Genomic DNA, 25,193 nt, shown 5'->3' with positions numbered 1-25,193 from the left:
TCCGACTATATTTTTATTCTCAATAAAAGATTTTCTTTAAACAAAAATTCATATATAAGTTTAGTAACAGTTATAGCAGTAAACATGCTTATAATAAGACCTATTGAAAGAGTAACAGCAAAACCTTTTATTGGACCTGTTCCAAACTGGAACAGGAAAACAGCGGCTATAAGAGTTGTAAGATTTGCATCAAAAATAGTCCAAAAAACTTTCTGATAACCTGCATCTACGGCAACTCTCGCAGTTTTGCCACTGGCAAGTTCTTCTCTTATTCTCTCTAATATAAGAACATTCGCATCAACCGCCATCGCAAGAGTGAGAGCTATACCCGCCACACCTGGAAGCGTAAGGGTAAACTGGAAATATGCCATAGTCGCCATAAGCATTATTAAGTTTAAAGCAAGAGCTATATCTGCAATAACGCCTGAAAAACGATAATAACCAATCATAAAAATAAAAACTACTACTACACCAACAACGGCTGACATAAAACCGCTCTTTATTGAATCATCTCCCAGCGACGGTCCCACAGTCCTTTCTTCTATAACCTTCACAGGAGCTGGAAGCGCACCGGCTCTTAAGACTGTCGCAAGAAGCCTTGCATCCTCAGCTGAAAATCCTCCTTCTATAACAGCCTTTCCGTCCGGGATCCTGGCGCGAATTACAGGAGCAGACTGCACAATCCCATCAAGCACTATAGCCAAACCTTTCTCTCTATTTCTCTCTGTAATATCTGCAAATATTCTCCCACCATCTTTGTTAAACTCAAGCGAAACTATAGGCTGACCGAATTGCCCGCCAAATTCAACTTTTGCATTCGTAAGAGCAGCTCCGGTTAGAAGAGTTTTATCTAGCACATAATACGAACCGTCTCCCTTACTTTCAAAAACCGATGCGCCTTCAGGCATAGCAGCCGTTATTTCAGGATATATCGAAGGATCTTCTCTGTATTGAGTTGGGGTAATTTTCTTATCTGAAAGCAAATCAAGCACTTTGCCGGCTTGCTCGCTTTTATCTACTATTCTGAACTCAAGTAAGGCTGTTTTACCTATTAAAGCCTTCGCCGCCTGAGGATCTTTGATTCCGGGAAGCTGTATCACTATCCACTTATCTCCCTGTTTTGCAATCATAGGTTCAGCTACGCCAAACTGATCGATTCTGTTTCTGATAATCTCCGTGGCTCTATCAACAGCATCTTTAATCTTTATGTTACCATCTAGCTGAGATGAATCAATTTCCAAAAGGAGATGAGTGCCTCCTTTTAAATCCAATCCTAATTTTAAAACTTTGCCTAAAATAGGATTCCTTTCTTTTTCTGCTTGTTCTTTTTGATCGTTAGACATCATTATCCAATTTATCGACGGACACAATATCCATACAGAAAAAGCCAATAATGCTATAGTGGTCCATAACTTCCAATTAATCTTACTCATCAGAGCAATTGCCTCTCATTTATTATTAACTCAAATGTACAATCGAAAAAATCTTCTGCAGCCCTTTTGCATATATGCATTCTATCCATAAAAATTTCAAAGTATTCCATAACCGAAAATTTTTGAATATTAATGACTAGATAAAGTGATATAATTTTTTTATCTTTGTTAACTTCTAAAGAAGATTTTTTCACGGCATAATTTACTCGCTCGTGTATGTTGTGATCTAAAGCATTACGACGAAGACTTCGCACTCTTGTCTTATGCACGTCAGATTTATCAGCCAAAACGAGCGCCGCCGCTATAGGATTCATCGGATCGCCTGTTTGTTCATGATTGCCTATGGCCGAAATTATTAACGCTATCTCTTCAGGATCCATCATCAAATCTTTCAACAATCGCATAGCTATAAGCGCTGAAGATTGTCCATGATCATGTCTATTTACAATATTTCCTATATCATGCATATAACCCGCGATTTCGGCAAGCTCCTGATATCTTTTCGAATAACCAAGGCGCAACAAAACGGTTTTCGCTATAGACGCAACCAAACTTACGTGTCTTTTTCCATGTTCAGTATAGCCTATCTCCCCTAAATAATTATCAGCTGACTTAATAAACATCTTAACAATCGGACTCTTTTTCACATTTGCAAGAGTTATTTTTGAGTATTCATTTTTAGTATTTTTAGTATTCATTGCTTATCCATAACCGTGTATTTTGTCAGTTGTCGTTGCAACCGCTTTCATGCCACACTCGCCGTTATTTGTCATACTCCGACGACTTCACCGCCACCCTCATATGTCCCATCAGGCTACGCTCGCCATCTCTTCTCGTAAAAAAGGGAATAAAGACATCGTAGTAAATTCCCTTTTTACGAGAAGAGATGGCGGAACAGCCTGACGAGAGTATTTATACTTATTTTTTAAGTGATAATACTGAGCACAGCAAAGTATCCACTGCCAAATATTTACTATTACCTTTTAACAATTTCAGGAATTTTAACAGTAGCTTCTTCAGCTTCTTTCTCTTTGGTTATCACAGAAGCGACTGACTGTCTTGCGACCTGAATACAAACTCCGTCTGAAATCTTAACTTCAATAATATTTCCTTTTACAGAACTTACAGTGGCATATATACCGCCAACCGTAATGACTCTGTCATCTTTTTTTAAAGAGTTTAACAATTTTTGATGATCTTTAGCTTTTTTCTGCTGAGGTCTTAACATAAACAAATAGAAAAAGACAAAAATAAGAAGAAGCGGCACTAATCCGAATCCACCAAAAGACATCCCTCCACTGCCCGATTGTGCAAATGCAAAAGAAGGCGTTAACAAAACTGCCACCAAAAATACCAACAAATCAACTGATTTTCTCATTTTTCCCCTCGTCCTCAATTTTTTGAATAATATTTTTCAAAAAATTCTTTTTTTGATCTAAGAAATACGTCATTCTCCAATGACTTTCTTATTTTCGACATCAAGTTTACCATAAAATGGATATTATGTAAAGATAAAAGGCTTAAATACAACGTCTCCTGCGCTCTGACTAGATGATTCAAATATGCTTTAGAATAGCCGACACAGACGGGGCAATTACACTCCGGATCCAAAGCGCTAAAATCTTCTCTATATTCCGCATTTCTTATGTTAATTTTTCCAAGGCTTGTAAAAACCTGTCCGTTCCTGCCATTTCTAGTAGGTATAACACAGTCAAACATATCAATTCCGCGTTCAACACCTTCCCATAAATCTTCCGGCATCCCAACACCCATGAGATACCTCGCTTTATTTTCAGGAATAATTGGCAAAGTATTTTCTAAAACTTCATGCATATATTCTTTCGGTTCTCCTACAGAAAGTCCGCCAATTGCATAGCCTGTAAAATCGATGTTTAACATTTCCTGCACGCTCTCTGCTCTTAAATCGTTATATGTAGATCCCTGTATAATACCAAACAAAGCTTGTGTTTCATAAGAATTATCTTTATAAAATTCTTCCTTACATCTCTTAGCCCATCTGAGACTTAATTCCATAGATTTTTTTGCGCATTCGTAATCTGCGGGATATGGCGTACATTCGTCAAAGCACATTATGACATCCGCGCCAATATCTTTCTGAATCTGCATGGATTTTTCAGGCGAAAAGAAATGCTTAGATCCGTCTATGTGCGACCTAAATTCAGTGCCTTCCTCGCTAATTTTTCTAATATCATTTAAACTAAAAAGTTGAAATCCGCCGGAATCCGTAAGCATAGGCTTATTCCAAGAATTAAACTTTTGTATTCCACCGGCTTTTTTTATTATATTGATTCCCGGACGAAGATATAAATGGTACGAATTTGCCAATATTATTTGAGCGCCGGTCCCACACAAAAACTCAATAGCAATGCCTTTAACCGTCCCTTGCGTTCCCACTGGCATAAATATCGGAGTTTCAACAATACCTCTTGTGGTATAAACTTCCCCTAACCTTGCTTTGCATTCAGACGATTTTTTGATTAGTCGGTAAGAACCACATTCCATTATGAACATCTATCTCCATTGATATATAGTTCGAATTTACATCTTAAAACCTCGCTTGCTTTTCTACAATGGTTCATTCTTGCCATAAATATTTCAAAGTAATCCATAACTGAAGACATGTTAGTATCAATTTCCAAACGTAGCTCAATAGTCATTATTTCTTTTCTTACAACAACACTAACTTTTCTACAAGCATCAAGTATCTTCTCATGTTTATTAATATAACGCGAATATTTGGTTCGTATTTTTTCATGACGTACATCGGCTTTATTGATAAGCGCATCTTTGACTTGTGTTCTTTCATGATGTACATCAGATTTATCGCCAAGCACAAGCGCTGCTGCAATAGGAGACGCAGGCTTCGTAGTTTTATCTTCATGACACCCTATGGCGACTGCTACAGTAAGAACATCTACACTATATCTATCCTTGCCAAGAACATTCAAAAACATTACCGCGCTACTTTGATCGTGATATTCTTCTCCAACCACATTACCTATGTCATGAATATACGCGGCAATCTTAGCAAGTTCTTGCTCTTTCTCGTTATAACCTAAATCTTTTAAAATTTGACCTGTAACTTCTGCAGAACGCGAGGCATGTCTTACACCATGTTCTTTATATTCCCCCATGGTAGAAGCTTTATCCGTAAACTCAAGATATGTTTGTATTTCAGAATTATTTTTTATTTCATCAAAAGTTAGCATTTTATTCATAAGAGTATTTATACCGTTAGCGTCAAAGACATTAAAGTTAAAATAAATTCATAGCCTGTTGAAAATTAGTTACTTTTACATCATCTTCAGTGGCATTCAATAAAGATTTCTCGCCTTTATTATGTTTGTCTATTCTTTGTTCTATCATTTGGCAATAATCGGGGTTTAATTCAAATCCTATATAATATCTTTTATTTTTTATACTTGATATAGCAGTTGTTCCGCTACCCATAAAAGGATCAAATACTATTCCATTTTTGGGAGAGCTTGCTAAAACCATTCTGTCTATTAGCTCTAATGGTTTTTGCGTAGGATGGTTTTGCCTTTCTGGATCTTGTTTATGAAGACGAGTAATTGACCATAAATCCTTAGGATTATATCCTACTTCTAACCATTTTTTACCGACAAATATAGAGCGAGTTCTTGCTTTCTTTGTTTCTTCATCGTATGGAATGCGTATTGAATCTAAATCAAAATAATATTGTTTTGTTTTTGCAAAAAAACCTATTGTGTCGTGAACCGAGGTAAATGACCTTGTGCCTCCCCCCATACTCGGAACTCTTCTATCCCATATAATTTCATTGAGCATTATCAATTTTTTCTTCATGTAAGAAAAAATCTCAGGACTATAACGCCAAGTTAAAAATATATAAAAACTGCCTGTATCTTTTAATTTTGGAATTACGGTATCTATCCACTTATAAGACCATTCTAAATAATCTCTCGGGTTCATTTTATCTGAATCATTGCCATAATCTTTGCCAAGACAATACGGTGGATCGGATATTATCAAATCTATTGAATTATCTTCAATGTATGACAGCCCCAATAATACATCTTGATTAAAAATTTTATTTAGGCATTCTCTTTTCATATTATTTACCCTTTAACACAATGCTATGAGATTGTTCTTGTAATAATTTTAAAAAATCTTGACGACTTCTAATTTGCGGAACATGATGATAACGAGCTTGGATTTTATCATTTCTTGGATTCACATAGATGGGCAAAAATTGTGCACAAAAAACTGCCACATAATCTTTATCAAAAGAAATATTTACCCCATTGAAATGAATACCCAAACAGACATACATCACATCGTACGATGGATTTGAACTATATTGCATATATAGTTTTTCAACAGCCGCTATATCGTTTTTGTTTTCCTTGCCATCAACATTGTGCGTTTTTATATTAACATAATATGTTTTTTCTTTGATTTTAATAGCGCAATCATGCAAACAAGTGTCAGGCATATCAAAATCAACTTCTGATAAACCCAAAGCGACTTCATTATACTTTGTCTGTTGCGTTATAACTTGTTCTACAAGCCAACTAACAGAACGAGTATGCGGTTTTAGTCCGTACGGTAAAACTTTAGAATCAGTTATATTAAAAGACGGCAGAATTTTTATAAGTCTTGAATATAAATCTTTCAAGCAAGCAATATCTTTTTCTATATCAGCAACCTTCATAACATATCCCCTTTTACTTCGTAGCTGAATATGTTATCAGACATGGGACGCTTTAACAACATCTACAAGCCACTACGATATAATTCCGAAAATTAATTTACAGTTGATTATAGCCCCGGGATTTTCATTCCGCCGGTTAATTTTTTAGCTTCTTCAGTCATAATGTTTTGAGCTTTTTTTCCAGCTACTTCAAAAGCAGATAATATATTTTCTTCTATTTTCTCCTTTTTTTCTTTGAGCAAATCCTCAGGGATATTCAAACTTAAAAATTCATTTCTAGCATTTACTTGAATTTTAATGCCTTTATATTCAACATCAATAACCCGAGCTTTTAACTTTTTATCCATTTCGTTCCACTTGCTTCTCATTGCCATTGCTTCTTTCGCCGCCTTAAACAATTCCATTTTACATTTCCTCTCTGCTTTTTACTTTGATTAATTTTTTGTCTCTCATTATCAGAATTCTTACAAGTACAGCAAAAACGACCCATATACATACCAACACCCATCCTAAAACGATTAACTGTTTATGCAGAAAATATACACCTACCGCTCCAGAAACAGTAGAAACCAAAAACATATATTTATACACAATTGCTTTTTTACTTTGTTCCATTTTTGCCGACCTTGTCAGCCTTCAGAATTATAGCATAAACTGATATGTTTAATGTAAGCAAAACAAACGCCGTCGCAATTCCTGCAAGCAACGTAACAAGCGCTGCAACAACACAACTTGCCAAAACATCTAAAGCAAAAAGTACATAAAAAAAAGTTTTCATTTTTTTCATTTAATTCACTACACTCACTAAAGTTATTCTCTCAAGGAGAGCTGTACATTTTAATCGCATTCCTTGCTTCTTCTTAAAGTTCCGGATATTATTTTTTCAAAACTATTTAGGGTTTTGATTATAAGCATGCCTCCTTCGTCTATTCCTAAGTTTATGCCTGTCGTTACAGCGTGCCCTGTATCAATGCTAACAGATTTATTCTTATACGCAAGATTGTCATTGTATTCTTCTGAAAACTGATTAAATCCATCTTTTTGAAAATCAAGATATAACTTTTCAAAGTCTATCAAAAATTCAGTCATAAACTCCGCTCTATCTGCTTCACTTTTTAAAATATCTTTTAAAGAAACAGAAATATTTTCTAAATTTTTAGGAATATCGTTATTGATATTTATCCCTATGCCCGCAACAACCCAATTTATTCTATCCTGCTCGGCAAACATTTCCACTATTATTCCTGCAATCTTTTTATCGCAAACAAGAACATCATTAGGCCATTTTATTTTAGAACTAATTTGATACTTTCTTTTAAGAGTTCTCTTCAAGGCGACACTTAGTAATAACGTGAGTTTAGAAACCTCATCTGGACGAATAATCGGTTTTAGAAGTATAGAAAACCACAAACCTCCAACATTAGAACTCCACACTTTCTTAGAACGCCCATATCCGCTCGTCTGTTTTTCAGCAACAACAATAAAGCCTTCTTCAAAACCTTTTTCCGCTAACTTCTTAACCGCTAACTGAGTTGATGGGAGTTTTTTATGGTATTTTATTTTTTTACACACACTAAGCTGCTTTTTTAACAAAGAAAGAATCTCAATAACATTCATATTATTTTATTGTCACTTCAAGAGTAGTATCTAATGCCTGAGAAGAATGTGTAATCATACCTACAGAAATTCTATCAACATCCAATTTTGAAAATTCTTTTGCGGTTTTTGGTGTTATGCCGCCTGAAATTTCTATTTCAGGTTTATATTGTTTCGTAGAGCTTTTTCTTATAATATCTATCATTTGTTTTGTATTTTTAAGAGAAGTGTTGTCCAGCATTATAATATCGGCTTTTGCAGCTAAAGCCCAATTTACTTCCTTTGTGTTTTCACATTCAACTTCAACTGGAATATCTTTATATCTTTTTCTAAATTCTGCTATTTTAGCAATTATATCTTTTGTAAGCTTTAAATGATTGTCTTTGATAAGAACCATATCGTAAAGTCCCATCCTGTGGTTGGTCCCTCCCCCGCAATTTACCGCATATTTTGCAAGCCTTCTATATCCAGGAATAGTTTTTCTTGTGTCGTATATTTTCGTTTTACCATTACTGACAGACTGAACAAATTGATTTGTTATAGTAGCTATTCCGGACATATGTTGTAAAAAATTAAGAGCCGTCCTTTCCCCTGATAGAATCGCCCGCGCTGGACCAGTAATCTCTAATATTTTATCGCCTCGCTTAAGTTTTGAACAATCTTTCATTTTCAAAGACACTTTGCATCTTTTATCTATAGTTTTAAACACTTTTACAAATAGATCCGTACCGCAAAGAATCCCGGAGTTGTTTGCAATTAGCGCAGCCCTAGCATACTTGCATTTTGGGACAAATTCTTTGGTTGTGATATCGCTAAAAACACCATCTTCTTCTAAAGCAATGTTAATGAGAGCTTCTGTTATACCATTAATTATTTTCATAGTTTGTGATTGCATCAAATTATATTTAGATTTCCTGTAAAATCACAAGCTCCTGCAACTTCAGCTACAAATACCACTGCGACTTTCGCCGCCGCCACTTTTATAAAAAGAGAAATAAAGACACGGCATCAAGTTCCCATTTTTTAAAAGGAGTGGCGAGCGTAGCGTGACGAGGTATTTATACAGGAAGTCTATTGCATCAATAATAAAGTTAACTAACCGCAAATTATTCTATAAATTTTTGAGCAGCTCGTCAATGTAAAATCCGGTCAAATCAAAAGTACAGAAAAATTTTGACAATTTTTTAATAATTTGTTTACAATGACATCATAATGAATAAAGATAATTTGCATTTATTCGGACTTCTTCTCTCTGCAGATATAGGAGCCATAAGATTTTTTAGACTGCTAGAAAAATTTGGCAATACGGAGTCAATTCTTAAAGCTGATAAAAAAGATCTTATGTCCGTTGAAGATATTGGACCCACCGTTGCAAAGGCAATTCACGACTCTTCAAAATCGGACAAAGCCGAAAAAGAACTTGAGCTTGCAGCAAAAAATAATGTCAAGATAGTTCTTTACAACGATGATATGTATCCAAAATCATTAATGTATTTTCCTGACAAACCTCTAATTCTTTATATTAAAGGCGATATCTTAGAGAAAGATTTTAATTCTATATCAATAGTCGGGTCAAGAAAAATAAGTAATTACGGAAAAACCGTTACAACCGATTTTGCATCGTATTTCGCGAAAAGAAATATAACCATTGTTTCAGGCTTAGCAAGAGGCGTTGACACATTAGCGCATGTTACAGCTTTAGAAAATAAATCCCGAACTGTAGCAATATTAGGCAATGGTCTTCTTGTCAATTATCCGCCTGAAAATGCAAAACTGCAAGAAATAATAGCTCAAAATGGAGCTGTTATAAGCGAGTTTCCTCTTAAACAAAAACCGAATAGAGGAACCTTCCCAAGAAGAAACAGAATAATCGCAAGCTTTTCTAAAACCACATTGCTTACAGAAGCGGCGATGGGCAGTGGCGCAGTTATAACAGCAAAATATTGCGCCGATTACGGCAAAGATGTTTTTGTAGTGCCGGGCAACATATATTCAAATATGTCAAAAGGCGCGAACAATCTTATACAAAACGGCGCTTTTATTGCGCTATCCCCACAGAACATGGCAGAGCATCTTGATTGGCTGCCTAAAGATAAAATTGCAATGACGAATACACTTCCAAAACTTGACAAACTTGAACTTGAGGTACTTAATTTGATAGAAAGTGACAGCGCTGGGCTTCCACCGGACATAATCGCGCAAAAATTAAATATGGATATTTCAGAAATATCGATCGTGATTTTTAACCTTGAAATAAGTGGACTTATAAAAACGACTCCCGGTCAAATTTATATAAGAAAATATTAACAGAGCGCTTGCAGTTTAATCGTGAAGGAGTAGTCAATGCCAAAATATTTAGTAATAGTGGAGTCGCCGGCAAAAGAAAAAACAATATCAAAAATCTTGGGCAAGGATTTTATCATAAAAAGTTCTTACGGGCACATAAGAGATCTCCCCAAAAGTAAACTTGGAATTGATATTGAAAATAATTTTGAGCCTACATACATAAATGTGCCAAAGGCTGAAAAACTTATATCTGATTTAAAAAAAGCGTCCGGTGATGCGGACAAAGTTTATCTTGCAACCGATTTCGATCGCGAAGGCGAAGCCATTGCTTGGCATCTAAAAGAAGCGCTAAACCTTTCTGATTCTGAAATTTCTAGGATAACATTTCACGAAATTACGCCTGAAGCAATTCTTGACTCGGTAAAACACCCTAGGGAATTGGATATGCGTCTTGTAAACAGCCAGCAGGCTCGCAGACTTTTAGACAGACTTGTGGGCTATAAACTTTCTCCTCTTTTGTGGAAAAAGGTGAAAATTGGACTCTCCGCGGGCAGAGTGCAGTCTGTGGCAGTAATGATTATTTGTATCAGAGAAGAAGAAATTAAAAGTTTTTCACCTGTAGAATATTGGAGTATCGAAGCCGAATTATCAAAACTTGATAAAAATACGCTTCCTTTTAAAGCGCAACTTTTTTCAAAAAATGACATTAAGTTTGATAAATTTTCCATGAAGACTAAAGAACAGTCCGATGAAATACTAAAAGAGCTTGAAGGCGCAAAATATATTGTTAAATCTGTTGGATCCAAACAGCGCAAACGCTCTCCTTACCCGCCATACACAACGTCAACGATGCAACAAGATGTTTCAAGACAACTTGGATTTTCAGCTTCTAAGACAATGTCTATCGCCCAAAAACTTTACGAAGGAATACACACGAGAGGAAGCGCAGGCGTAGGTCTTATAACCTACATGAGAACAGACTCTTTAAACATTGCAAAAAGCGCTCAGAACGAAACGCTAAAGTTTATTGAATCTTCCTATGGCAAAGATTTTCTTCCAAAAGCTCCAAGATTTTATAAAACAAAAGCTAAAGGCGCGCAAGAAGCGCACGAAGCAATAAGACCAACTTCTCCAAATAGAATCCCTTCCAAGATAAAGCAATCTTTGTCTCCGGACGAATTTAAGCTTTATGACTTAATATGGAAAAGATTTTTAGCAAGTCAAATGGCAGACGCAAATTACAACACGGTAACTGCTGAAATTTCTGCAAAAGATTATTTATTCAAAGCTTCGGGCAGTACGTTGCTTTTTGATGGATTTTTAAAAGTTTATAACATAGACGACGATGAAAAAGAAGCAAAACTTCCCCCATTAAAAAATGACGAGCTTTTAAATCTGTTGCAGATAATACCGCAGCAACATTTTACAGAACCGCCGCCGCGATATAACGATGCAAGTTTAATTAAAGCGCTTGAAGAACACGGCATAGGAAGACCGTCGACGTATGCGCCTACAATCAAAACTATTTTAGACAGATTGTACGTAAGGCTCGACGGAAAAAAATTTGTACCTACAAATCTCGGTATGGTTGTAAATGATGTCTTAAAAAATCATTTTGGGAACATAATCAACGTCGAATTTACTGCAGGCGTTGAAGAAAAACTAGATAAAATCGCAGAAGATAAAGCAGTTTGGCAAAATGTTTTAAAAGATTTTTATACGCCTCTTGAAAAAGATTTAGCCGAAGCTGAACAGAACCTGCAAAGACAAAAAATTCAGGCTCAGGAATCTTCGAAAATATGCCCCAATTGTGGAAAACACATGGTTGTAAGAGATTCTAGAAGAGGACAGTTTTTAGGATGTTCGGGATATCCTGAATGTAAAACAACAATGGCTTTAGATAAAGACGGGAATGTGGCTGCGGATCCACAAGAAACAGATATGAAATGCGATAAATGCGAAAACGTTCTTCTTAAAAAAATTGGATTTAAAGGAAAAACGTATCTTGTATGTAAAAATCTTAACTGTAAAACAACGTATAATATTGATAAAGACGGGAACAAAGTTATCAAGCCTGAACCACAACATACGGATATAAAATGTAAAAAATGTGGGGCTGAAATGCTTAAAAGAATAGCGAAAAGGGGATCGTTTCTCACGTGTTCAGCTTTCCCAAAATGTAGGAACTTACAATGGATAAAAATACCAAAGGAAACAACGGAAGCGAAGAAGATTCCAAAAACGCAGACTGCAAAAGCTCAATCAAAGAAACCATCGAAGAAGAAAGCAAAATCCAGTTAGATTTTTTTGCAAAATATCTTAAAGCTGAGAGAAATTTTTCTCCGCACACTTTAAGAGCGTATTTAAGAGATATGTCTGATCTTGTTCTGTTCCTGCAAAAGAAGAAACTAAAGTTCTGCTATGTCGGCAAATACGACATAAGAGAATTTCTTGAAGAATTAAATAAAAAACGTTTAAGCAAAGCGACTCTCGCAAGAAAATTTGCCACTCTTCGAACTTTCTATAAATTTTTAATAATTAATAATATTATTAAAAAAAATCCTATAGAAAACATGTCGGGACCTAAAAAAGACAGAAAAGTTCCGTCGTTTCTAACTGAAAATGAGATGCAGAAGCTGTTTAATTTATCAGATATAAAACTAAGAGATAGAGCAATGATTGAACTTCTTTATTCATGCGGTTTAAGAATTGAAGAGCTGATGAGTTTAGATTTAAAGAATATAGATTTTATATCAAATATCGTTACAGTAACAGGTAAGGGAAATAAAGAAAGAATTGTGCCCGTAGGAAATCAAGCTTTAAACGTTATAAGAGAATATATTAATGAACGTCGTGCGCAAAATCTTCCTTACGATATAAAATCGCCTGTGTTTTTAAACGAACATCTAAAAAGACTAGACCAAAGAACAGCCCGAAGAATTTTACATAGATGGTTTGTTAAGGCAGGTCTTGCAAAAAAAGTGAGTCCGCACACTTTAAGACATACATTTGCAACTCACATTCTTGACAGGGGATGCGATTTAAGAAGCGTACAGGAAATGCTCGGGCATAAAAACCTTTCTACAACACAGATTTATACTCATGTTACAATAGAAAGTCTAAAAAAAATTTATCAAAAAGCGCACCCGAGAGAAGAGATATAGTCGAGCTATAAATAACAATCTCAAACACGCTAAACGCAGAAAGAAGCGTTTCCGCGTGATATTTAAAGCGATATTGTTTTCGTTGTTTGTAACAAGAATACACTTGCGGTTTCCGTGTTATATGATGACAGGTCTATATAAATTACATCTATCAAATCATTGCCGTTTTTGTCTATGTAGGTTGCGCATAAGTTTTTTAAAGGGAACAATTCATCTGTTCCCATCTACTTTATTTCCCAAACAGCTTGCCAACACCTAAACGCAAAATATCGCTGTACGTTGCAAAAAGAAAAACACCTAGTATAAAAACTAAACCTATCGTATTGTAAATTTGAACGATTTTTGCGCTTATCTGTTTTTTTATTATTCCTTCGACAAAAAATAAAACTATCATGCCGCCATCAACCATAGGAATAGGAAATAAGTTACATAATCCCAAGGTAACCGACATAATTGCAAGAAAACTTAAATAATTCTGCATTCCAGACTTTGTAGCGTCTGCCATAGTCCGCATAATGCCAATAGGACCTGAAATTTCAGGAGTTTCAAACGAAATAATTTTGTCTATAAGATATGCGACAGTCGAAACAGTTTGCATTATTGAAGCTTCTGCTCCAAGACAAATAGATTTAAAAAATCCGATTTCTATATTCGTTGTTAAAGGCGCTATACCTATTGAACCTTTCCTAGTCACGGGATTTTTTGTAACAATCATACTTAAATCAAAGGAATAAGTTCCTCTTTCTATTACAAAAGTTGTTTGCTTTTCGACTTTATTTTTTAAATTGCTTAACAATTCCTCCCATGTATCTATTTCTACGCCATCTATTGATTTTATTTTATCTCCGGGAACAAGACCTGCCTGCGCTGCGGGATAATTTTCTATAACAGCGCCTATAGAAGAACTTGTAGAAATTTTCGTTGCCCCCCATATATTAAAAACGAAAACAAAAAGAAAAACAGCTAGAACATAATTTAAAAAAGGACCCGCAAAAGATATCCATACTTTTTTATACCACTTAAGCGATAAATATTCGCCCTCTCCACCCGTAGCTCCAGTGGGATTGTCGCCAGCCATAGAAACAAACCCGCCGAAAGGAACAGCTTTGATACAATATTTTGTGCCCTTGTAAGTATGTTTTATTAAATCGGGACCAAAACCCAAAGCAAATGTTAATATTCTAATTTTACACATTTTTGCAGCAAAAAAATGTCCCAACTCATGTATAAAAATCAAAAAACCAAATCCAGCCGCAATACCAAGTATCTGAAGAACGATAGTCATTTGTTATACTCTCCTTTATAAAATTTTAAACTTAAATCCTGCAATTACAATGCCCAGATTGAGTCGCCTTTGGGAACAACTAAACTGATTTTATTTACTAATTTTTTTGCATACTGCCGCGCCCAAGAGTCCGCAGCAAAAAAAGTATTTAACAACATATCTTTTGAAATCTTATGAGCATAAACTGTTTTTCCAACAATTTTTGCAATATCTGTAAACTTTACCTCTTTGTTTAAAAATGCCGCAACAGCCGTCTCATTTGCCGCACTCATTACCGCAGGCAAAGTATGCCCTTTTTTTGCGGCATAATATGCAAGTTTTAAACACGGAAATTTATTGAAATCAGGTTTATAAAACTCTAATTTACCTATTTCTGCGAAATTTAAAGATTTAACACTAGACGATACTCTTTCAGGATAAGTTAACGCGTACTGTATCGGAAGACGCATATCTGGGTTTGAAAGTTGCGCTACCACAGAACCGTCGACATACTCCACCATTGAATGCACTATGGACTGAGGATGTATAACAATTTCAATTTTATCTATGGGTACGCCAAAAAGAATAGATGCCTCAATAGCTTCGAGACCTTTGTTCATAAGAGTAGCGCTATCTATTGTTATCTTTTTACCCATCTTCCAAGTGGGATGATCTAAAGCCTGCTCAACAGTTATTTTAGAAAAATCTTTGTTATATTTGTAAAATGGTCCGCCCGAAGCGGTAAGCAATATTTTTTTAATCTGCGATTTTTTTTCTCCGCCACAACACTGAAATATCGCCGAATGTTCGCTATCAACAGGCAATACGGAGATGCCGTTTTCCTCAGCAAGATTCATTATAAAGCTCCCTGCCATAACAAGCGATTCTTTATTTGCAATCGCCACGTCTTTTTTCGCTTTTATTGCCGCAATTACCGACCTCAAACCAACAGAACCTACAACTGAAGCAAAAACCATACTAACATCAGGCAGCGTTGCAAGTTTCTCCAATCCTTCTTCACCGCTATAAATATTTGTTTTTACATCGTTTGATTTACACCATTGCTTTAAGATTTGAGCATCCGATTGACTGCCGATTGACACTGCGAGAGGTCTAAATTTTTTGATTTGGGATTTTAGAAGTTTTATATTTGAACCAACAGCAAGACCTTCAACGCGAACATAATTTTTCATCTTAGAAACTATATCAAGAATTTGCGCTCCTATTGAGCCTGACGAACCTAAAATAGTTATTTTTTTCATTATTTTATTTCGATTGTAAATAAATCAAAACCCTCTGACTTGTTTATCGTAGAATTTGCAGAACGTAATATACAGCCGGCGCTGCAAATATATAAGAATCAAATCTGTCAAAAATACCGCCGTGACCCGGTATTATTTTACCAGAATCTTTAATATTCCCGTCCCTTTTAATAAGCGATTCTGCGAGATCCGAAAATTGTCCCGTAACAGCAATCACAAATCCGACCATCAACGCTTCGTTTGTTGTTAAAACATATTTCATAAATATATATCTGCACAAATATGCCGTTAGCATGCCAAAAATAATTCCAGCAACAGCGCCTTCTATTGTTTTTTTAGGACTGACGTTTTTTGCAAGTTTATGTTTTCCAAACATTATCCCAAAAGCATAAGCCGCAGTATCTAAAACCCAAACTACTATGAAAATGAAAAATATTAATTTCATACCGTCGTATAAATTACGTATGTAAACCATATACATTAAAGAAAGTGGAATAAAAAAAGAGCCAAAAAAAGACACACTAATTCTTCCGACGCTTAAGTTTGGATTTTCGCCAAAAACTTCTATAAAAAAGAAAACAAACATCATTATTATTGCCGAAACCGCAACTTTGTCATACGGAAATATATCAAAGAAATATAAAAACAAAAAAAACACGACGGCCATTGCAAGCGACGTTGCGCTATGAGGATTATATCTTTTTGAAATGGCAAGATATTCTTTAACACAAAAAAATGACACTATAAACATGAGTAAGTAAAATGTGATATTGCCAAAATATATACATACAAAAACAAGAGGTATCCCGACAAGAGCCGTCAAAATTCTAGTTGATAACATTATCTAGTTCTCCAAATAATTTGACAGACATCAAATTCCACCAAAGCGTCTTTCTCTTTTTTGAAACTCGGCTATTGCATTTTCTAAATCATGCCGCGCAAAATCCGGCCAGAGTTTATCCGTTATATAAATTTCAGAATACGCTATTTGCCATAAAAGGAAATTTGATATTCTAAGTTCTCCGGAAGTACGGATAAGCAGATCTGGATCAGGCTGTCCCGCAGTATATAAAAAAGATGACACTATCTCTTCTGTAGGCTTTTTTATATCTTGCCTTAACATTTCTTCAAAAACATGCAAAAGTTCTTGCCTTGCGCCATAATTTAAAGCTATATTCAACTCAAGACCTGTATTTTTAGAAGTAATTTTACAAGCGCTTTCAATTTCAGTTTTTAGATTTTCAGGAAATTTTGACAAATCGCCCAAAATCCTTAATTTAACGCTGGAATTATTTAATTCTTCCAATTCTTTTTTAATAAACTGTTTCAACAAAGAGAATAGCGTTTTTATTTCCGTACGAGGTCTTTTCCAATTTTCAGCAGAAAAAGCATATAGGGTCAAAACCTTGATGCCAAGACTATCTGCCGCCCTAACAATCTTTTTTACGGTTTTGACCCCTTGCTTATGACCAAAGGCTCTGGGCAAAGATCTTCTCTTAGCCCATCTGCCACTCCCATCCATTATAATAGCTACGTGTACGGGTATCAAAAATCTACCTTACTTCTGCGAAATTGCGTTTACAGGACAAGTCGATTCACATGCTCCGCAGCTTACGCATACGTCAGGTTTAATTGCGTAGTGTTTGTCATCTTTCGATTCAATAGCTGAAACAGGGCAGTTGCCTGAGCACGCTCCGCACCCAACACATACTGTCGCATCAATTTGATAAGTCATTTTAGTCCTCCTCTTTTTATTTGACCACAAAATCTTACATCTGCATAACTTCTTTTTCTTTAGCAACTACAATTTCGTCTATTGTCTTTATATAACCGTCCGTAATTTTTTGAGCAACTGCTTCAAATTTCTTTTTATCATCTTCAGTTATAACTTTATCTTTTTCAAGTTTTTTTATATTCTCAACCAAAACCCTTCTTTCATTCCTTACAGCAACTCTAAAATCTTCAGCCATTCTGCCTATAGATTTTGCTATTTCTTTTCTTCTCTCTTCAGTAGGAGGAGGAACTACAATACGTATGAGCTTTCCATCGTTTACAGGGTTCATACCGATATCTGCTTTCTGAATCGCCTTTTCTATAGCGCCTAGCTGAGAAACGTCCCAAGGTCTTATTTCTATTGTCCTTGCGTCCGGAACGCTAACGCTTGCAATTTGATTTATAGGCGCAAGAGATCCATAACTTTCAACCTTAATTCCTTCCACTACAGCGCCACTTACTTTACCGGTCCTTATAGAGGTCAATTCAGATTTCAACCTATCTATAGTTTTTTTCATGGATTCTTCAGACGCCGAAAAAAAACTTTGAGCTTGCATTGCTAAGCCTCCACAGTTGTACCTATTTTGTCATCGTTTAAAACTTTCTTCAAATTACCGTCTTTATAAAAATCAAACACTTTAATTATCACATTAGTCCGCATACACAACGAGAAAGCCTCATAATCCATTATCTTCAAATGTTTATCCAAAGCTTCTTGAAAAGTTAAAGAATCATATTTTATGGCATCTTTATCCTTTTTTGGATCTGCGCTATACACACCATCAACCTGCGTGGCTTTAAGTAAAATATTAGCTTTTATTTCAGCCGCTCTCAAAGCAGCGGTAGTATCAGTTGTAAAAAAAGGATTACCCGTACCGCCTGCAAAAACAACAACTTTTCCTTGTTCCATAGACCCTATAACTTTTTCTCTGTTAAAATTTTCAGCAAAACCACTTACGCCTCTTGCCGAAAACACTATTGATTTTATTCCTGCTTTCAATAAAGAATCATTTAAGGCAAAAGCATTCATAACTGTCGCAAGCATGCCCATTTTATCCGCAGTAACTCTTTCTATGAACTTGCCCGCGCCTCTCCAAATATTGCCTGCGCCTACGACAATTGCAAGCTGTATTTCATTGTCTAAGACAGCAAAACTGATTTCTTTGACCGTTCTCGAAAGACTTGATTCGCTTATCAACGACAAATCGCTAGAAAAAGCTTCGCCGGAAAGTTTTAAAAGCGCTCTCTTTACGGGCATTATTATTCTCCGAGTTTAAATCTTGCAAATCTTTTTATTACTATATTCTCACCGATTTTTGCAATGGCGTTTGTTACTAAATTTTTTATTGTTTCTTTGCCCGAAGTGTCTCTCATATAAATCTGATCGTACAAACATATCTGGCTATAAAATTTTTCAATCTTGCCCTCGATGATTTTATCCCAGACATTCTCAGGTTTTCCTAATTCCTTAAGCTGAGCTTTATAAATCTCTCGCTCTGCTTCAAGAATACTTGAAGGAACTTGCTCGCGTGAGACATAAGTAGGAGAAACTGCTGCAATCTGCATAGCGATTTCTTTGACCAAAGATTGAAAATCTTCTGTTTTTGCCACAAAATCTGTTTCACAATTTACTTCAACCAAAGCGCCAAGTGTTCCATTGCCATGTATGTACGAATAAACAAGACCTTGCTTTGCGGTCCTTCCTGCTTTTTTGACAGCAGATGCCATGCCTTTCTCTCTAAGCCATTGGCAAGCTTTATCTATATCATCATTTGATTCTTTTAACGCATTCCTGCAATCCATTACACCTGCGCCTGTCATTTCTCTTAACTTCGTTATAAGCTCCGTTGACATTATTCCACTCCTCTTTCCTGAGAGTCTTTCTCTTCTTTCACATTTTCTTCTTTAACAGATTCCAGCGCTACCTCAGCTTCTTCACCATCTTTCTTTTCAACAACGCCTTTGCCTTCCAAAACAGCGTCTGCAACAATAGAGCAGAGAAGCTTTACAGCTCTGATAGCGTCATCATTTCCAGGGATAGGATAATCGACTAAATCCGGATCACAGTTTGTATCGCAAATTGCAACAACAGGAATATTAAGTTTCCTTGCTTCTGAAACTGCTGTCGCCTCTTCATGAGGATCTATGACAAACATAAGTCCAGGAAGCCTCGTCATGTTTTTAAGACCTTCTAAAGACTTCTCAAGCTTAATTCTCTCTCTTTCAATCTGAGACTGTTCTTTCTTTGAAAGAACTCTAAGAATACCGTCTTCTTTCATTTTCTCTATTTCTTTATATCTTGCAATTGATTTTTTCAATGTTTCAAAGTTTGTAAGCGTTCCACCTAACCATCTCTCAGTAACGAAAAACGCTCCACAACGTAATGCTTCTTCTTTCACTGAAAGCTGAGCCTGTTTCTTTGTACCTACAAATATAATTTCTCTTCCTTCTGCGACAAGATCTCTTATAACTTTGTGGTTTTCCTTCAACTCTTTGAGCGTTTTCTGAAGATCAATAATGTGTATCTTATTTCTCTTTCCAAAAATAAATTTTGCCATCTTTGGATTCCATCTTCTAGTTTGGTGTCCAAAATGAACACCGGCCTCCAGCAAAGCCTTCATGCTAATGTTTGCCATAACTTCCCCTTTGGTTTTTTGCTGCGTTTAACGCAGACCCGTTTCGGACGAACAATTTTCGTCTTACGGCTTCCACAATTTTCAATCTCCAAAATCCACAAATCTAAATTTGGGAACCTTTGGCAAATCCAACTGTGTGCTTATTACATCTTCATTCTATCAAAATAAAGACTTGCTTTCAAGCAACTGTATTGGTTTTTTTTGGTTATTGTCAACGCAAAATCAAAAAGATACTAAAAAATAGAAAGATGCAAAATCAAAACAATATTACAAAATAGCGATATCTAAAAATCCTTAGTTTTTCTATCTTTTAAGATTTCTATCAAATTTTTTTAAAAATTTTTTACCAAAACATAAAAATCTTTGTCTTTTACTTCTTGTTTTTCGCCAGTTTAAGGTGAAAATCACATAACATTCTACCTATTCTAGGTAATCTGAACCCACTTTATTTTCCTATGCAAAAGGTTGAAAAAATTGTATCTAAAATATCTTGCTTAACATTAATGCCTAAAATTTCGTTTAATGCTGTCTGTGCCGACACTGCCTCAAAACATGCAATTTCGTCGGCATCTTTTGCAGTTAATACTTGCTTTGTTCTCATTAAAGTGTCTAAAGCGTTTTGTAATAATATAAAATGACGAGAATTTATCATCACATAATCGCTTTGAGAATCTGAAACGCCTGCGATTTTTGCAATTTCATCTAGTAACTTAGAAATGCCGGTTTCAGTTTTTGCGGAAATTTTTATTACAGTAGAAAAGTTAGATTGTAAAATTGAATCGATGTTACAAGATGAGTTTAAAGGCAAATCGGATTTATTTAACACACCTATAATAGGTGTATTTAAATTTGATTTCTTCAAAAAATCTGCTATCTGCGCATCGTTTTGATCTAATTGTGAAGAAGCATCGAACATCCATATTAATATATCGGCAGAGCCGATAATTTCTTTGGTTTTTGCTTGTCCTAAAAATTCAATTGAATTGTCAGCATGATCCCTAAGACCTGCCGTGTCCATAATTGTAAGCGGAATACCGTGACAGTCGATAGTCTCTTCAATGACATCTGTTGTAGTTCCTGCAATATCTGTGACAATTGCCCTATTTTTGCCTAAAATTGCATTAAGCAAAGAGGATTTCCCTGCGTTTGGTTTCCCTATGATTGCAACTTTTATCCCATTCTGCAGAATTTTACTTGTTTTATAGGAATTTAAAAGATTTTGAATGCTTTCTATGTACGAATCAAGTCTCAAAAGTTTCTCATCACGAGATAAAAACATGATATTTTCTTCAGGATGATCTAAATTTGCTTCCATAAAGGCGATGAGATTTGTAACGGAATCTCTAATATCTTTGATTTTTTGTGAAAAGATGCCGCTGACATTATTTAAAGCAGCTTTTGCAGAGGTTGCGGTTTTACTTGTTATTAAAGAGCATACGGCTTCCGCTTCCGCGAGATCTTTTTTACCATTTAAAAACGCTCTATAGGTGAATTCGCCTGGTTCTGCCGGTCTTGCGCCGTTTTTGTATAAAAGATTTAAAATCTCGTTGATTATTAAGGGGTTCCCGTGGGCAGAAATTTCTACTAAGTTTTCGCCCGTATATGTATGCGGCGCTGTAAAAAAAGCGCAAAGAACTTCATCTTTTTTTTCTGCGCCATCAACAATATATCCGCGCTTAACTTGTTGCTCAGGCTTAGATTTGGTTTGGAATATTTTGCTTATAACTTGAAATGCCTCTTGCCCAGATAAACGAATAACTGCAATCGCGGATTTCCCGGCAGCAGTTGATAATGCGGCAATAGTGTCTTCTTTTAGGTAGTTCATGCACTATTAACTTAAAACATTTTTTTAAGCGATAGCAGAAATGTAATAAGAAAAAATGGCAACATTCTGTAATTTATAGTTTTCAATTCCCTTTTGTTGAAAACTTCATAACCGACAAATAAAACGAGGACTACGATAGAGTAAGACGAAAGTAACAATGCTACCAAATATAGAGTTGCAGATACAATTATAAACTGTGAGCATTGACCACGTTTCAGTCCTGCCGCATCTCGCATCGTGTAAATAAATACGGCAATTAATGCAACTAGTAATGCCAAAAGAACCACAAATGAGAATTTCATGAAGAGTCCAAATATCAATCCAAAAGAAAACACCAACAATGTCTGCAAACTAAATTTTTGCATGGTCCCTCCGATTTAATGACAACAGCAACTACTGGAACATTTATGTTTGCGCTCTGAAACTGCCGGGCATGAACCAGTGGCAACACAGTTTGATAAAGATGATTTAGCTACAAAACTGGAAAACTGCTTCACAACTTCATTGCTTTGGCATTCGGGACAGATTACAGAATCTTTACAAAAAACAAGGACTTCAAATTTTTTGTTACATTTTCTGCAAACAAATTCAAATAGTGGCATAAAGATTAATCTTCTCCTCTATAAAGTTAGTTGGCTATACCTCTTGAAAGATTTTTGTAACTAGAACGTTTTTCTGCGCCGTATGAAGAACCGCTATTTCCCTTTGCAAGTTCAACTGAAACTTTCTTTCCTTTAATATTGCTTGAATGCAAAGCGCTAATTACGTTGTCAGCCTGATCTCGAGGAACTTCAACAAAAGAAAAAGCGTCTAAAATTTTAATATTTCCTACAGAATCGCCACTTATTCCTGCTTCTCCGGCAATGGCTCCTACAAAATCTCCTGCTCTTACATTATCTTTTTTGCCTATGTTGATAAATAACCTTGCCATACTGCTGTTTCGGGCGCCGGTGTCAGAATATTTGCTACTTGATGCGCTCGCAAAAACGTCTGCTTTTTGTTCTTTCTTTTCGGAAATAAACATCATTTTTAAAAGAGCTGCCGCGACATCTAAAGAGGTGGTTTCATCTGCAATTAAAGATTCTGCCATTCTTGTGTATTTTTCTAAATCCTTTTCTTTTAGAACTTCTTTTATTTTATCAAGCATTATTGTTGCTTTTGTGTTTTCAACGTCGGCAAGAGACGGAACCTGAACTCTCTTAATATTTGCTTTGGTATATCTCTGAATATCTCTTAACTTATAAATATCTTTGCCTGAAACAAAACTGTAAGCTTTTCCGGTTTTTCCAGCTCTGCCTGTTCTGCCTATTCTATGCACGTAATCTTCGTCATCTTTTGGAACGTCATAGTTAAAAATCATATCTATATCGTCGACGTCTATGCCTCTAGCTGCTACGTCTGTAGCAATAAGAAGTTCTATCGCGCCACTTCTGAATTTTGTCATTACTCTGTCCCTTTGTGACTGATTCATATCTCCGTGAAGAGCATCTGCAGCGTAGCCTCTTGCTTGAAGAGAAGAAGTAATTTCGTCAACTCTCCTTTTTGTATTACAAAAAACAATAGAAAGATTGGGGGCATACATATCAAGGCATCTTGTAAGAGCCTCAAGTTTTTGATGTTCTCTAATGTCAAAATAATACTGTTCAATTAAAGGCACGGTTAATTTTTCACTGACAACTTTTATAGTTTCGGGATGACGCTGATATTTTTTCGTAAGGAATAGAAATTCTTTAGGCATTGTAGCTGAGAAAAAAACAGTTTGTCTTTCTTCAGGCATACTCTTAAGAATTAATTCTATATCGTCTCTAAATCCCATATCAAGCATTTCGTCGGCTTCGTCCAAAACTACAGTAGAAGCTGTGTCGAGTTTCAATGTTTTGCGCTCCAAATGATCTATAACTCTGCCAGGGGTACCTATGACAATTTGTGCGCCTTTGTGAAGAGCGACAATCTGCCTCTGAATAGGCTGTCCGCCGTAAACAGGCACTATATTAATACCCTTTTTGTATTTTGAGAAAAGTTTTAACTCTTCTGCAACCTGTATCGCAAGTTCTCTAGTAGGGCACAAAATTATTGTCTGTACAACTTTGTTTTTTACGTCAATTTTTTCTAAGACAGGAATACCAAAAGCTGCTGTTTTTCCTGTACCTGTTTGGGCTTGACCTATAATGTCTATACCTTCCATCATTTTAGGTATGGAAAGACTTTGAATGGGTGTAGCTTCTTCAAAACCCAAATCTTCAACCGCTTTAATTATTTCGTTTGATAAATTTAATTCACTGAATTTTAATGTTGTCATTGTTACATTTTCCTTCGGAGCAAAGCTCCTCTATTGCTAATCATTAAGCTTATATCTTGTGAACAAGTCGCACGAGACGCGTTCGGTCGTCTGAGTGTAGCGAAGAATACATGTTTAGATAAATTATTTGTTAACACTTTAGTCTAACTATATTTCAATACTTTTGCAACTTCCGTTAAGTCCGTATCTGTAGCGGCGCACCCATCTTTTGTAAGCGCCACAAACTGCGCTACTATGTTTTCTTCTTTGAGCATTTTAAACGCTTGGTCTCCCTCAAAAAAACAGGCAATACCAACTATGGCTTTCGGTTTTTGCTCTTTTATAATTTTACCTATAGCGCTTCCACCTTTGACAACGTAAAGAGCTTTATAGTTTAAACTGTTTACAAGCTTGCTTATATCATTTATTTTGCAACTGTCGCATTCTTTGCAGATGTAGTAGCTATCCTTTTCAACGGCAACACAAACTGCGGTATTTCGCATACAGTGAGGAGCGAAAACAATACGTTGATTGAAAGGAACAGAAGCGAACTTTTTTACTTGGAAGCTGTTTTGTTTAAAAGTAAAGATTTTATAGGCTTGTTCTTTGCTCTTTTTTTGCAACTTACACAATCTCATGGCAAGATTTTACCAAATATTGATTGAAAAATCAAAAAAGCATAAAACATCACAACATAATGCACGCTTTAGGAAATTGTGAAGTAGTTGCGAACAATGAAGTCAACTTCATTATACCAACTTTCAAAATGTGCAATATGTGTTTGAGATTTTAAGGTTTAAATTGATATAATAGCGACGGTTACATTTGCTGGCAGAAAGGTTTGAGGTAGGAAGATTTAAGGGTAGAAAGAAGACAAAGATCTCTGATTGAATTTTGATTGTTTCCATTGTATAATCTTTAAGGTTGAAATGTTAAAAGTAAGGGATTAAATTTGTATAATG

At 35.6% G+C, this 25,193-nt stretch carries 30 protein-coding genes; 4 read left to right on the top strand and 26 right to left on the bottom strand.

Annotated features, from left to right (window positions below):
- Positions 1-5: 5 nt before the first annotated feature.
- From secD to nadC, 12 genes are all read right to left on the bottom strand, one after another.
- The gene (secD, locus tag LE180_RS01150; protein ID WP_374133657.1) at positions 6-1,433 is read right to left on the bottom strand and encodes a protein translocase subunit SecD; all 1,428 of its coding nucleotides are present in this window, start codon (positions 1,431-1,433) and stop codon (positions 6-8) included.
- On the bottom strand, positions 1,433-2,131 hold the full coding sequence (locus LE180_RS01145) for an HD domain-containing protein (RefSeq protein ID WP_374133656.1): 699 nt from the start codon (positions 2,129-2,131) through the stop codon (positions 1,433-1,435). Before LE180_RS01145 ends, secD begins: the two co-directional genes overlap by 1 nt.
- A 278-nt stretch (positions 2,132-2,409) precedes the next feature.
- Positions 2,410-2,811, bottom strand: coding sequence for a preprotein translocase subunit YajC (gene yajC, locus LE180_RS01140; protein ID WP_374133655.1), 402 nt, complete (start codon positions 2,809-2,811; stop codon positions 2,410-2,412).
- Between the two features lie 14 nt (positions 2,812-2,825).
- The gene (gene tgt / locus LE180_RS01135) at positions 2,826-3,956 is read right to left on the bottom strand and encodes a tRNA guanosine(34) transglycosylase Tgt (protein ID WP_374133665.1); all 1,131 of its coding nucleotides are present in this window, start codon (positions 3,954-3,956) and stop codon (positions 2,826-2,828) included.
- The gene (locus LE180_RS01130; protein WP_374133654.1) at positions 3,956-4,672 is read right to left on the bottom strand and encodes an HD domain-containing protein; all 717 of its coding nucleotides are present in this window, start codon (positions 4,670-4,672) and stop codon (positions 3,956-3,958) included. The genes tgt and LE180_RS01130 overlap by 1 nt, the downstream gene beginning before the upstream one ends.
- Positions 4,673-4,709: 37 nt before the next feature.
- Positions 4,710-5,546 carry a site-specific DNA-methyltransferase gene (locus LE180_RS01125; RefSeq protein WP_374133653.1) on the bottom strand — a complete coding sequence of 279 codons (837 nt, stop codon included), beginning with the start codon at positions 5,544-5,546 and terminating at the stop codon, positions 4,710-4,712.
- 1 nt (position 5,547) lies between these two features.
- Positions 5,548-6,147 (bottom strand): hypothetical protein, encoded by a 600-nt coding sequence (locus LE180_RS01120; protein ID WP_374133652.1) that lies wholly within the window; start codon positions 6,145-6,147, stop codon positions 5,548-5,550.
- A gap of 107 nt (positions 6,148-6,254) precedes the next feature.
- Positions 6,255-6,551, bottom strand: coding sequence for a YbaB/EbfC family nucleoid-associated protein (locus LE180_RS01115; RefSeq protein ID WP_374133651.1), 297 nt, complete (start codon positions 6,549-6,551; stop codon positions 6,255-6,257).
- Between the two features lies 1 nt (position 6,552).
- On the bottom strand, positions 6,553-6,762 hold the full coding sequence (locus LE180_RS01110; protein ID WP_374133650.1) for a hypothetical protein: 210 nt from the start codon (positions 6,760-6,762) through the stop codon (positions 6,553-6,555).
- Positions 6,749-6,934 (bottom strand): hypothetical protein, encoded by a 186-nt coding sequence (locus tag LE180_RS01105; RefSeq protein ID WP_374133649.1) that lies wholly within the window; start codon positions 6,932-6,934, stop codon positions 6,749-6,751. The genes LE180_RS01110 and LE180_RS01105 overlap by 14 nt, the downstream gene beginning before the upstream one ends.
- A 50-nt stretch (positions 6,935-6,984) precedes the next feature.
- A complete protein-coding gene (locus tag LE180_RS01100) occupies positions 6,985-7,764 on the bottom strand; it encodes a biotin--[acetyl-CoA-carboxylase] ligase (protein ID WP_374133648.1) in 780 nt (259 codons plus the stop codon).
- A 1-nt stretch (position 7,765) separates the two neighbouring features.
- The gene (nadC, locus tag LE180_RS01095; RefSeq protein ID WP_374133647.1) at positions 7,766-8,623 is read right to left on the bottom strand and encodes a carboxylating nicotinate-nucleotide diphosphorylase; all 858 of its coding nucleotides are present in this window, start codon (positions 8,621-8,623) and stop codon (positions 7,766-7,768) included.
- Between the two features lie 332 nt (positions 8,624-8,955).
- On the opposite strand from nadC, the gene dprA reads away from it, so the two are divergent.
- Genes dprA through xerC form a run of 3 tightly spaced genes read left to right on the top strand, consistent with a single transcriptional unit; the run spans position 8,956 to position 13,193 of the window.
- Positions 8,956-10,050, top strand: a complete 1,095-nt coding sequence (gene dprA, locus LE180_RS01090; protein WP_374133646.1) for a DNA-processing protein DprA — start codon at positions 8,956-8,958, stop codon at positions 10,048-10,050.
- Positions 10,051-10,086: 36 nt separating this feature from the next.
- A complete protein-coding gene (gene topA, locus LE180_RS01085; RefSeq protein WP_374133645.1) occupies positions 10,087-12,330 on the top strand; it encodes a type I DNA topoisomerase in 2,244 nt (747 codons plus the stop codon).
- Entirely contained in the window at positions 12,222-13,193 is a 972-nt protein-coding gene (gene xerC / locus LE180_RS01080; RefSeq protein ID WP_374133644.1) for a tyrosine recombinase XerC, read from the top strand. The genes topA and xerC overlap by 109 nt, the downstream gene beginning before the upstream one ends.
- A 229-nt stretch (positions 13,194-13,422) precedes the next feature.
- On the opposite strand, the gene LE180_RS01075 is transcribed toward xerC, so the two are convergent.
- The 14 genes from LE180_RS01075 to LE180_RS01010 all read right to left on the bottom strand — a co-directional run bounded on the left by LE180_RS01075 (position 13,423) and on the right by LE180_RS01010 (position 24,821).
- Complete coding sequence (locus LE180_RS01075) at positions 13,423-14,478, bottom strand: RIP metalloprotease (RefSeq protein ID WP_374133643.1); 1,056 nt, start codon at positions 14,476-14,478, stop codon at positions 13,423-13,425.
- A 44-nt stretch (positions 14,479-14,522) separates the two neighbouring features.
- Complete coding sequence (locus LE180_RS01070; protein WP_374133664.1) at positions 14,523-15,722, bottom strand: 1-deoxy-D-xylulose-5-phosphate reductoisomerase; 1,200 nt, start codon at positions 15,720-15,722, stop codon at positions 14,523-14,525.
- A gap of 40 nt (positions 15,723-15,762) precedes the next feature.
- Positions 15,763-16,560 carry a phosphatidate cytidylyltransferase gene (locus LE180_RS01065; protein WP_374133642.1) on the bottom strand — a complete coding sequence of 266 codons (798 nt, stop codon included), beginning with the start codon at positions 16,558-16,560 and terminating at the stop codon, positions 15,763-15,765.
- A 30-nt stretch (positions 16,561-16,590) separates the two neighbouring features.
- A complete protein-coding gene (locus LE180_RS01060) occupies positions 16,591-17,268 on the bottom strand; it encodes an isoprenyl transferase (RefSeq protein ID WP_374133641.1) in 678 nt (225 codons plus the stop codon).
- 9 nt (positions 17,269-17,277) lie between these two features.
- Complete coding sequence (locus tag LE180_RS01055; RefSeq protein ID WP_374133640.1) at positions 17,278-17,454, bottom strand: indolepyruvate ferredoxin oxidoreductase subunit alpha; 177 nt, start codon at positions 17,452-17,454, stop codon at positions 17,278-17,280.
- 34 nt (positions 17,455-17,488) lie between these two features.
- Positions 17,489-18,049, bottom strand: coding sequence for a ribosome recycling factor (gene frr / locus LE180_RS01050; RefSeq protein ID WP_374133639.1), 561 nt, complete (start codon positions 18,047-18,049; stop codon positions 17,489-17,491).
- Positions 18,050-18,051: 2 nt separating this feature from the next.
- Positions 18,052-18,750, bottom strand: coding sequence for a UMP kinase (pyrH, locus tag LE180_RS01045; RefSeq protein ID WP_374133638.1), 699 nt, complete (start codon positions 18,748-18,750; stop codon positions 18,052-18,054).
- A 2-nt stretch (positions 18,751-18,752) separates the two neighbouring features.
- A complete protein-coding gene (gene tsf, locus LE180_RS01040) occupies positions 18,753-19,349 on the bottom strand; it encodes a translation elongation factor Ts (RefSeq protein WP_374133663.1) in 597 nt (198 codons plus the stop codon).
- The gene (gene rpsB, locus LE180_RS01035; protein WP_374133637.1) at positions 19,346-20,128 is read right to left on the bottom strand and encodes a 30S ribosomal protein S2; all 783 of its coding nucleotides are present in this window, start codon (positions 20,126-20,128) and stop codon (positions 19,346-19,348) included. The genes tsf and rpsB overlap by 4 nt, the downstream gene beginning before the upstream one ends.
- A gap of 445 nt (positions 20,129-20,573) precedes the next feature.
- Complete coding sequence (gene mnmE / locus LE180_RS01030) at positions 20,574-21,953, bottom strand: tRNA uridine-5-carboxymethylaminomethyl(34) synthesis GTPase MnmE (RefSeq protein WP_374133636.1); 1,380 nt, start codon at positions 21,951-21,953, stop codon at positions 20,574-20,576.
- Between the two features lie 11 nt (positions 21,954-21,964).
- The gene (locus tag LE180_RS01025) at positions 21,965-22,318 is read right to left on the bottom strand and encodes a hypothetical protein (RefSeq protein ID WP_374133635.1); all 354 of its coding nucleotides are present in this window, start codon (positions 22,316-22,318) and stop codon (positions 21,965-21,967) included.
- 12 nt (positions 22,319-22,330) lie between these two features.
- Positions 22,331-22,555 carry an FmdB family zinc ribbon protein gene (locus tag LE180_RS01020; protein WP_374133634.1) on the bottom strand — a complete coding sequence of 75 codons (225 nt, stop codon included), beginning with the start codon at positions 22,553-22,555 and terminating at the stop codon, positions 22,331-22,333.
- A 26-nt stretch (positions 22,556-22,581) separates the two neighbouring features.
- The gene (locus tag LE180_RS01015) at positions 22,582-24,252 is read right to left on the bottom strand and encodes a DEAD/DEAH box helicase (RefSeq protein WP_374133633.1); all 1,671 of its coding nucleotides are present in this window, start codon (positions 24,250-24,252) and stop codon (positions 22,582-22,584) included.
- 143 nt (positions 24,253-24,395) lie between these two features.
- Positions 24,396-24,821, bottom strand: a complete 426-nt coding sequence (locus LE180_RS01010) for a DUF116 domain-containing protein (RefSeq protein WP_374133662.1) — start codon at positions 24,819-24,821, stop codon at positions 24,396-24,398.
- Here LE180_RS01010 and LE180_RS01005 point away from each other — a divergent pair.
- The gene (locus LE180_RS01005) at positions 24,759-24,896 is read left to right on the top strand and encodes a hypothetical protein (RefSeq protein WP_374133667.1); all 138 of its coding nucleotides are present in this window, start codon (positions 24,759-24,761) and stop codon (positions 24,894-24,896) included. The genes LE180_RS01010 and LE180_RS01005 overlap by 63 nt on opposite strands.
- Positions 24,897-25,193: the final 297 nt, after the last annotated feature.

It is taken from the genome of Candidatus Endomicrobiellum pyrsonymphae (assembly GCF_020328025.1).
Taxonomy (GTDB): domain Bacteria; phylum Elusimicrobiota; class Endomicrobiia; order Endomicrobiales; family Endomicrobiaceae; genus Endomicrobiellum; species Endomicrobiellum pyrsonymphae.
Note: the sequence above shows the minus strand (reverse complement) of the source record. Positions and strands in the feature narration are given on the sequence as shown.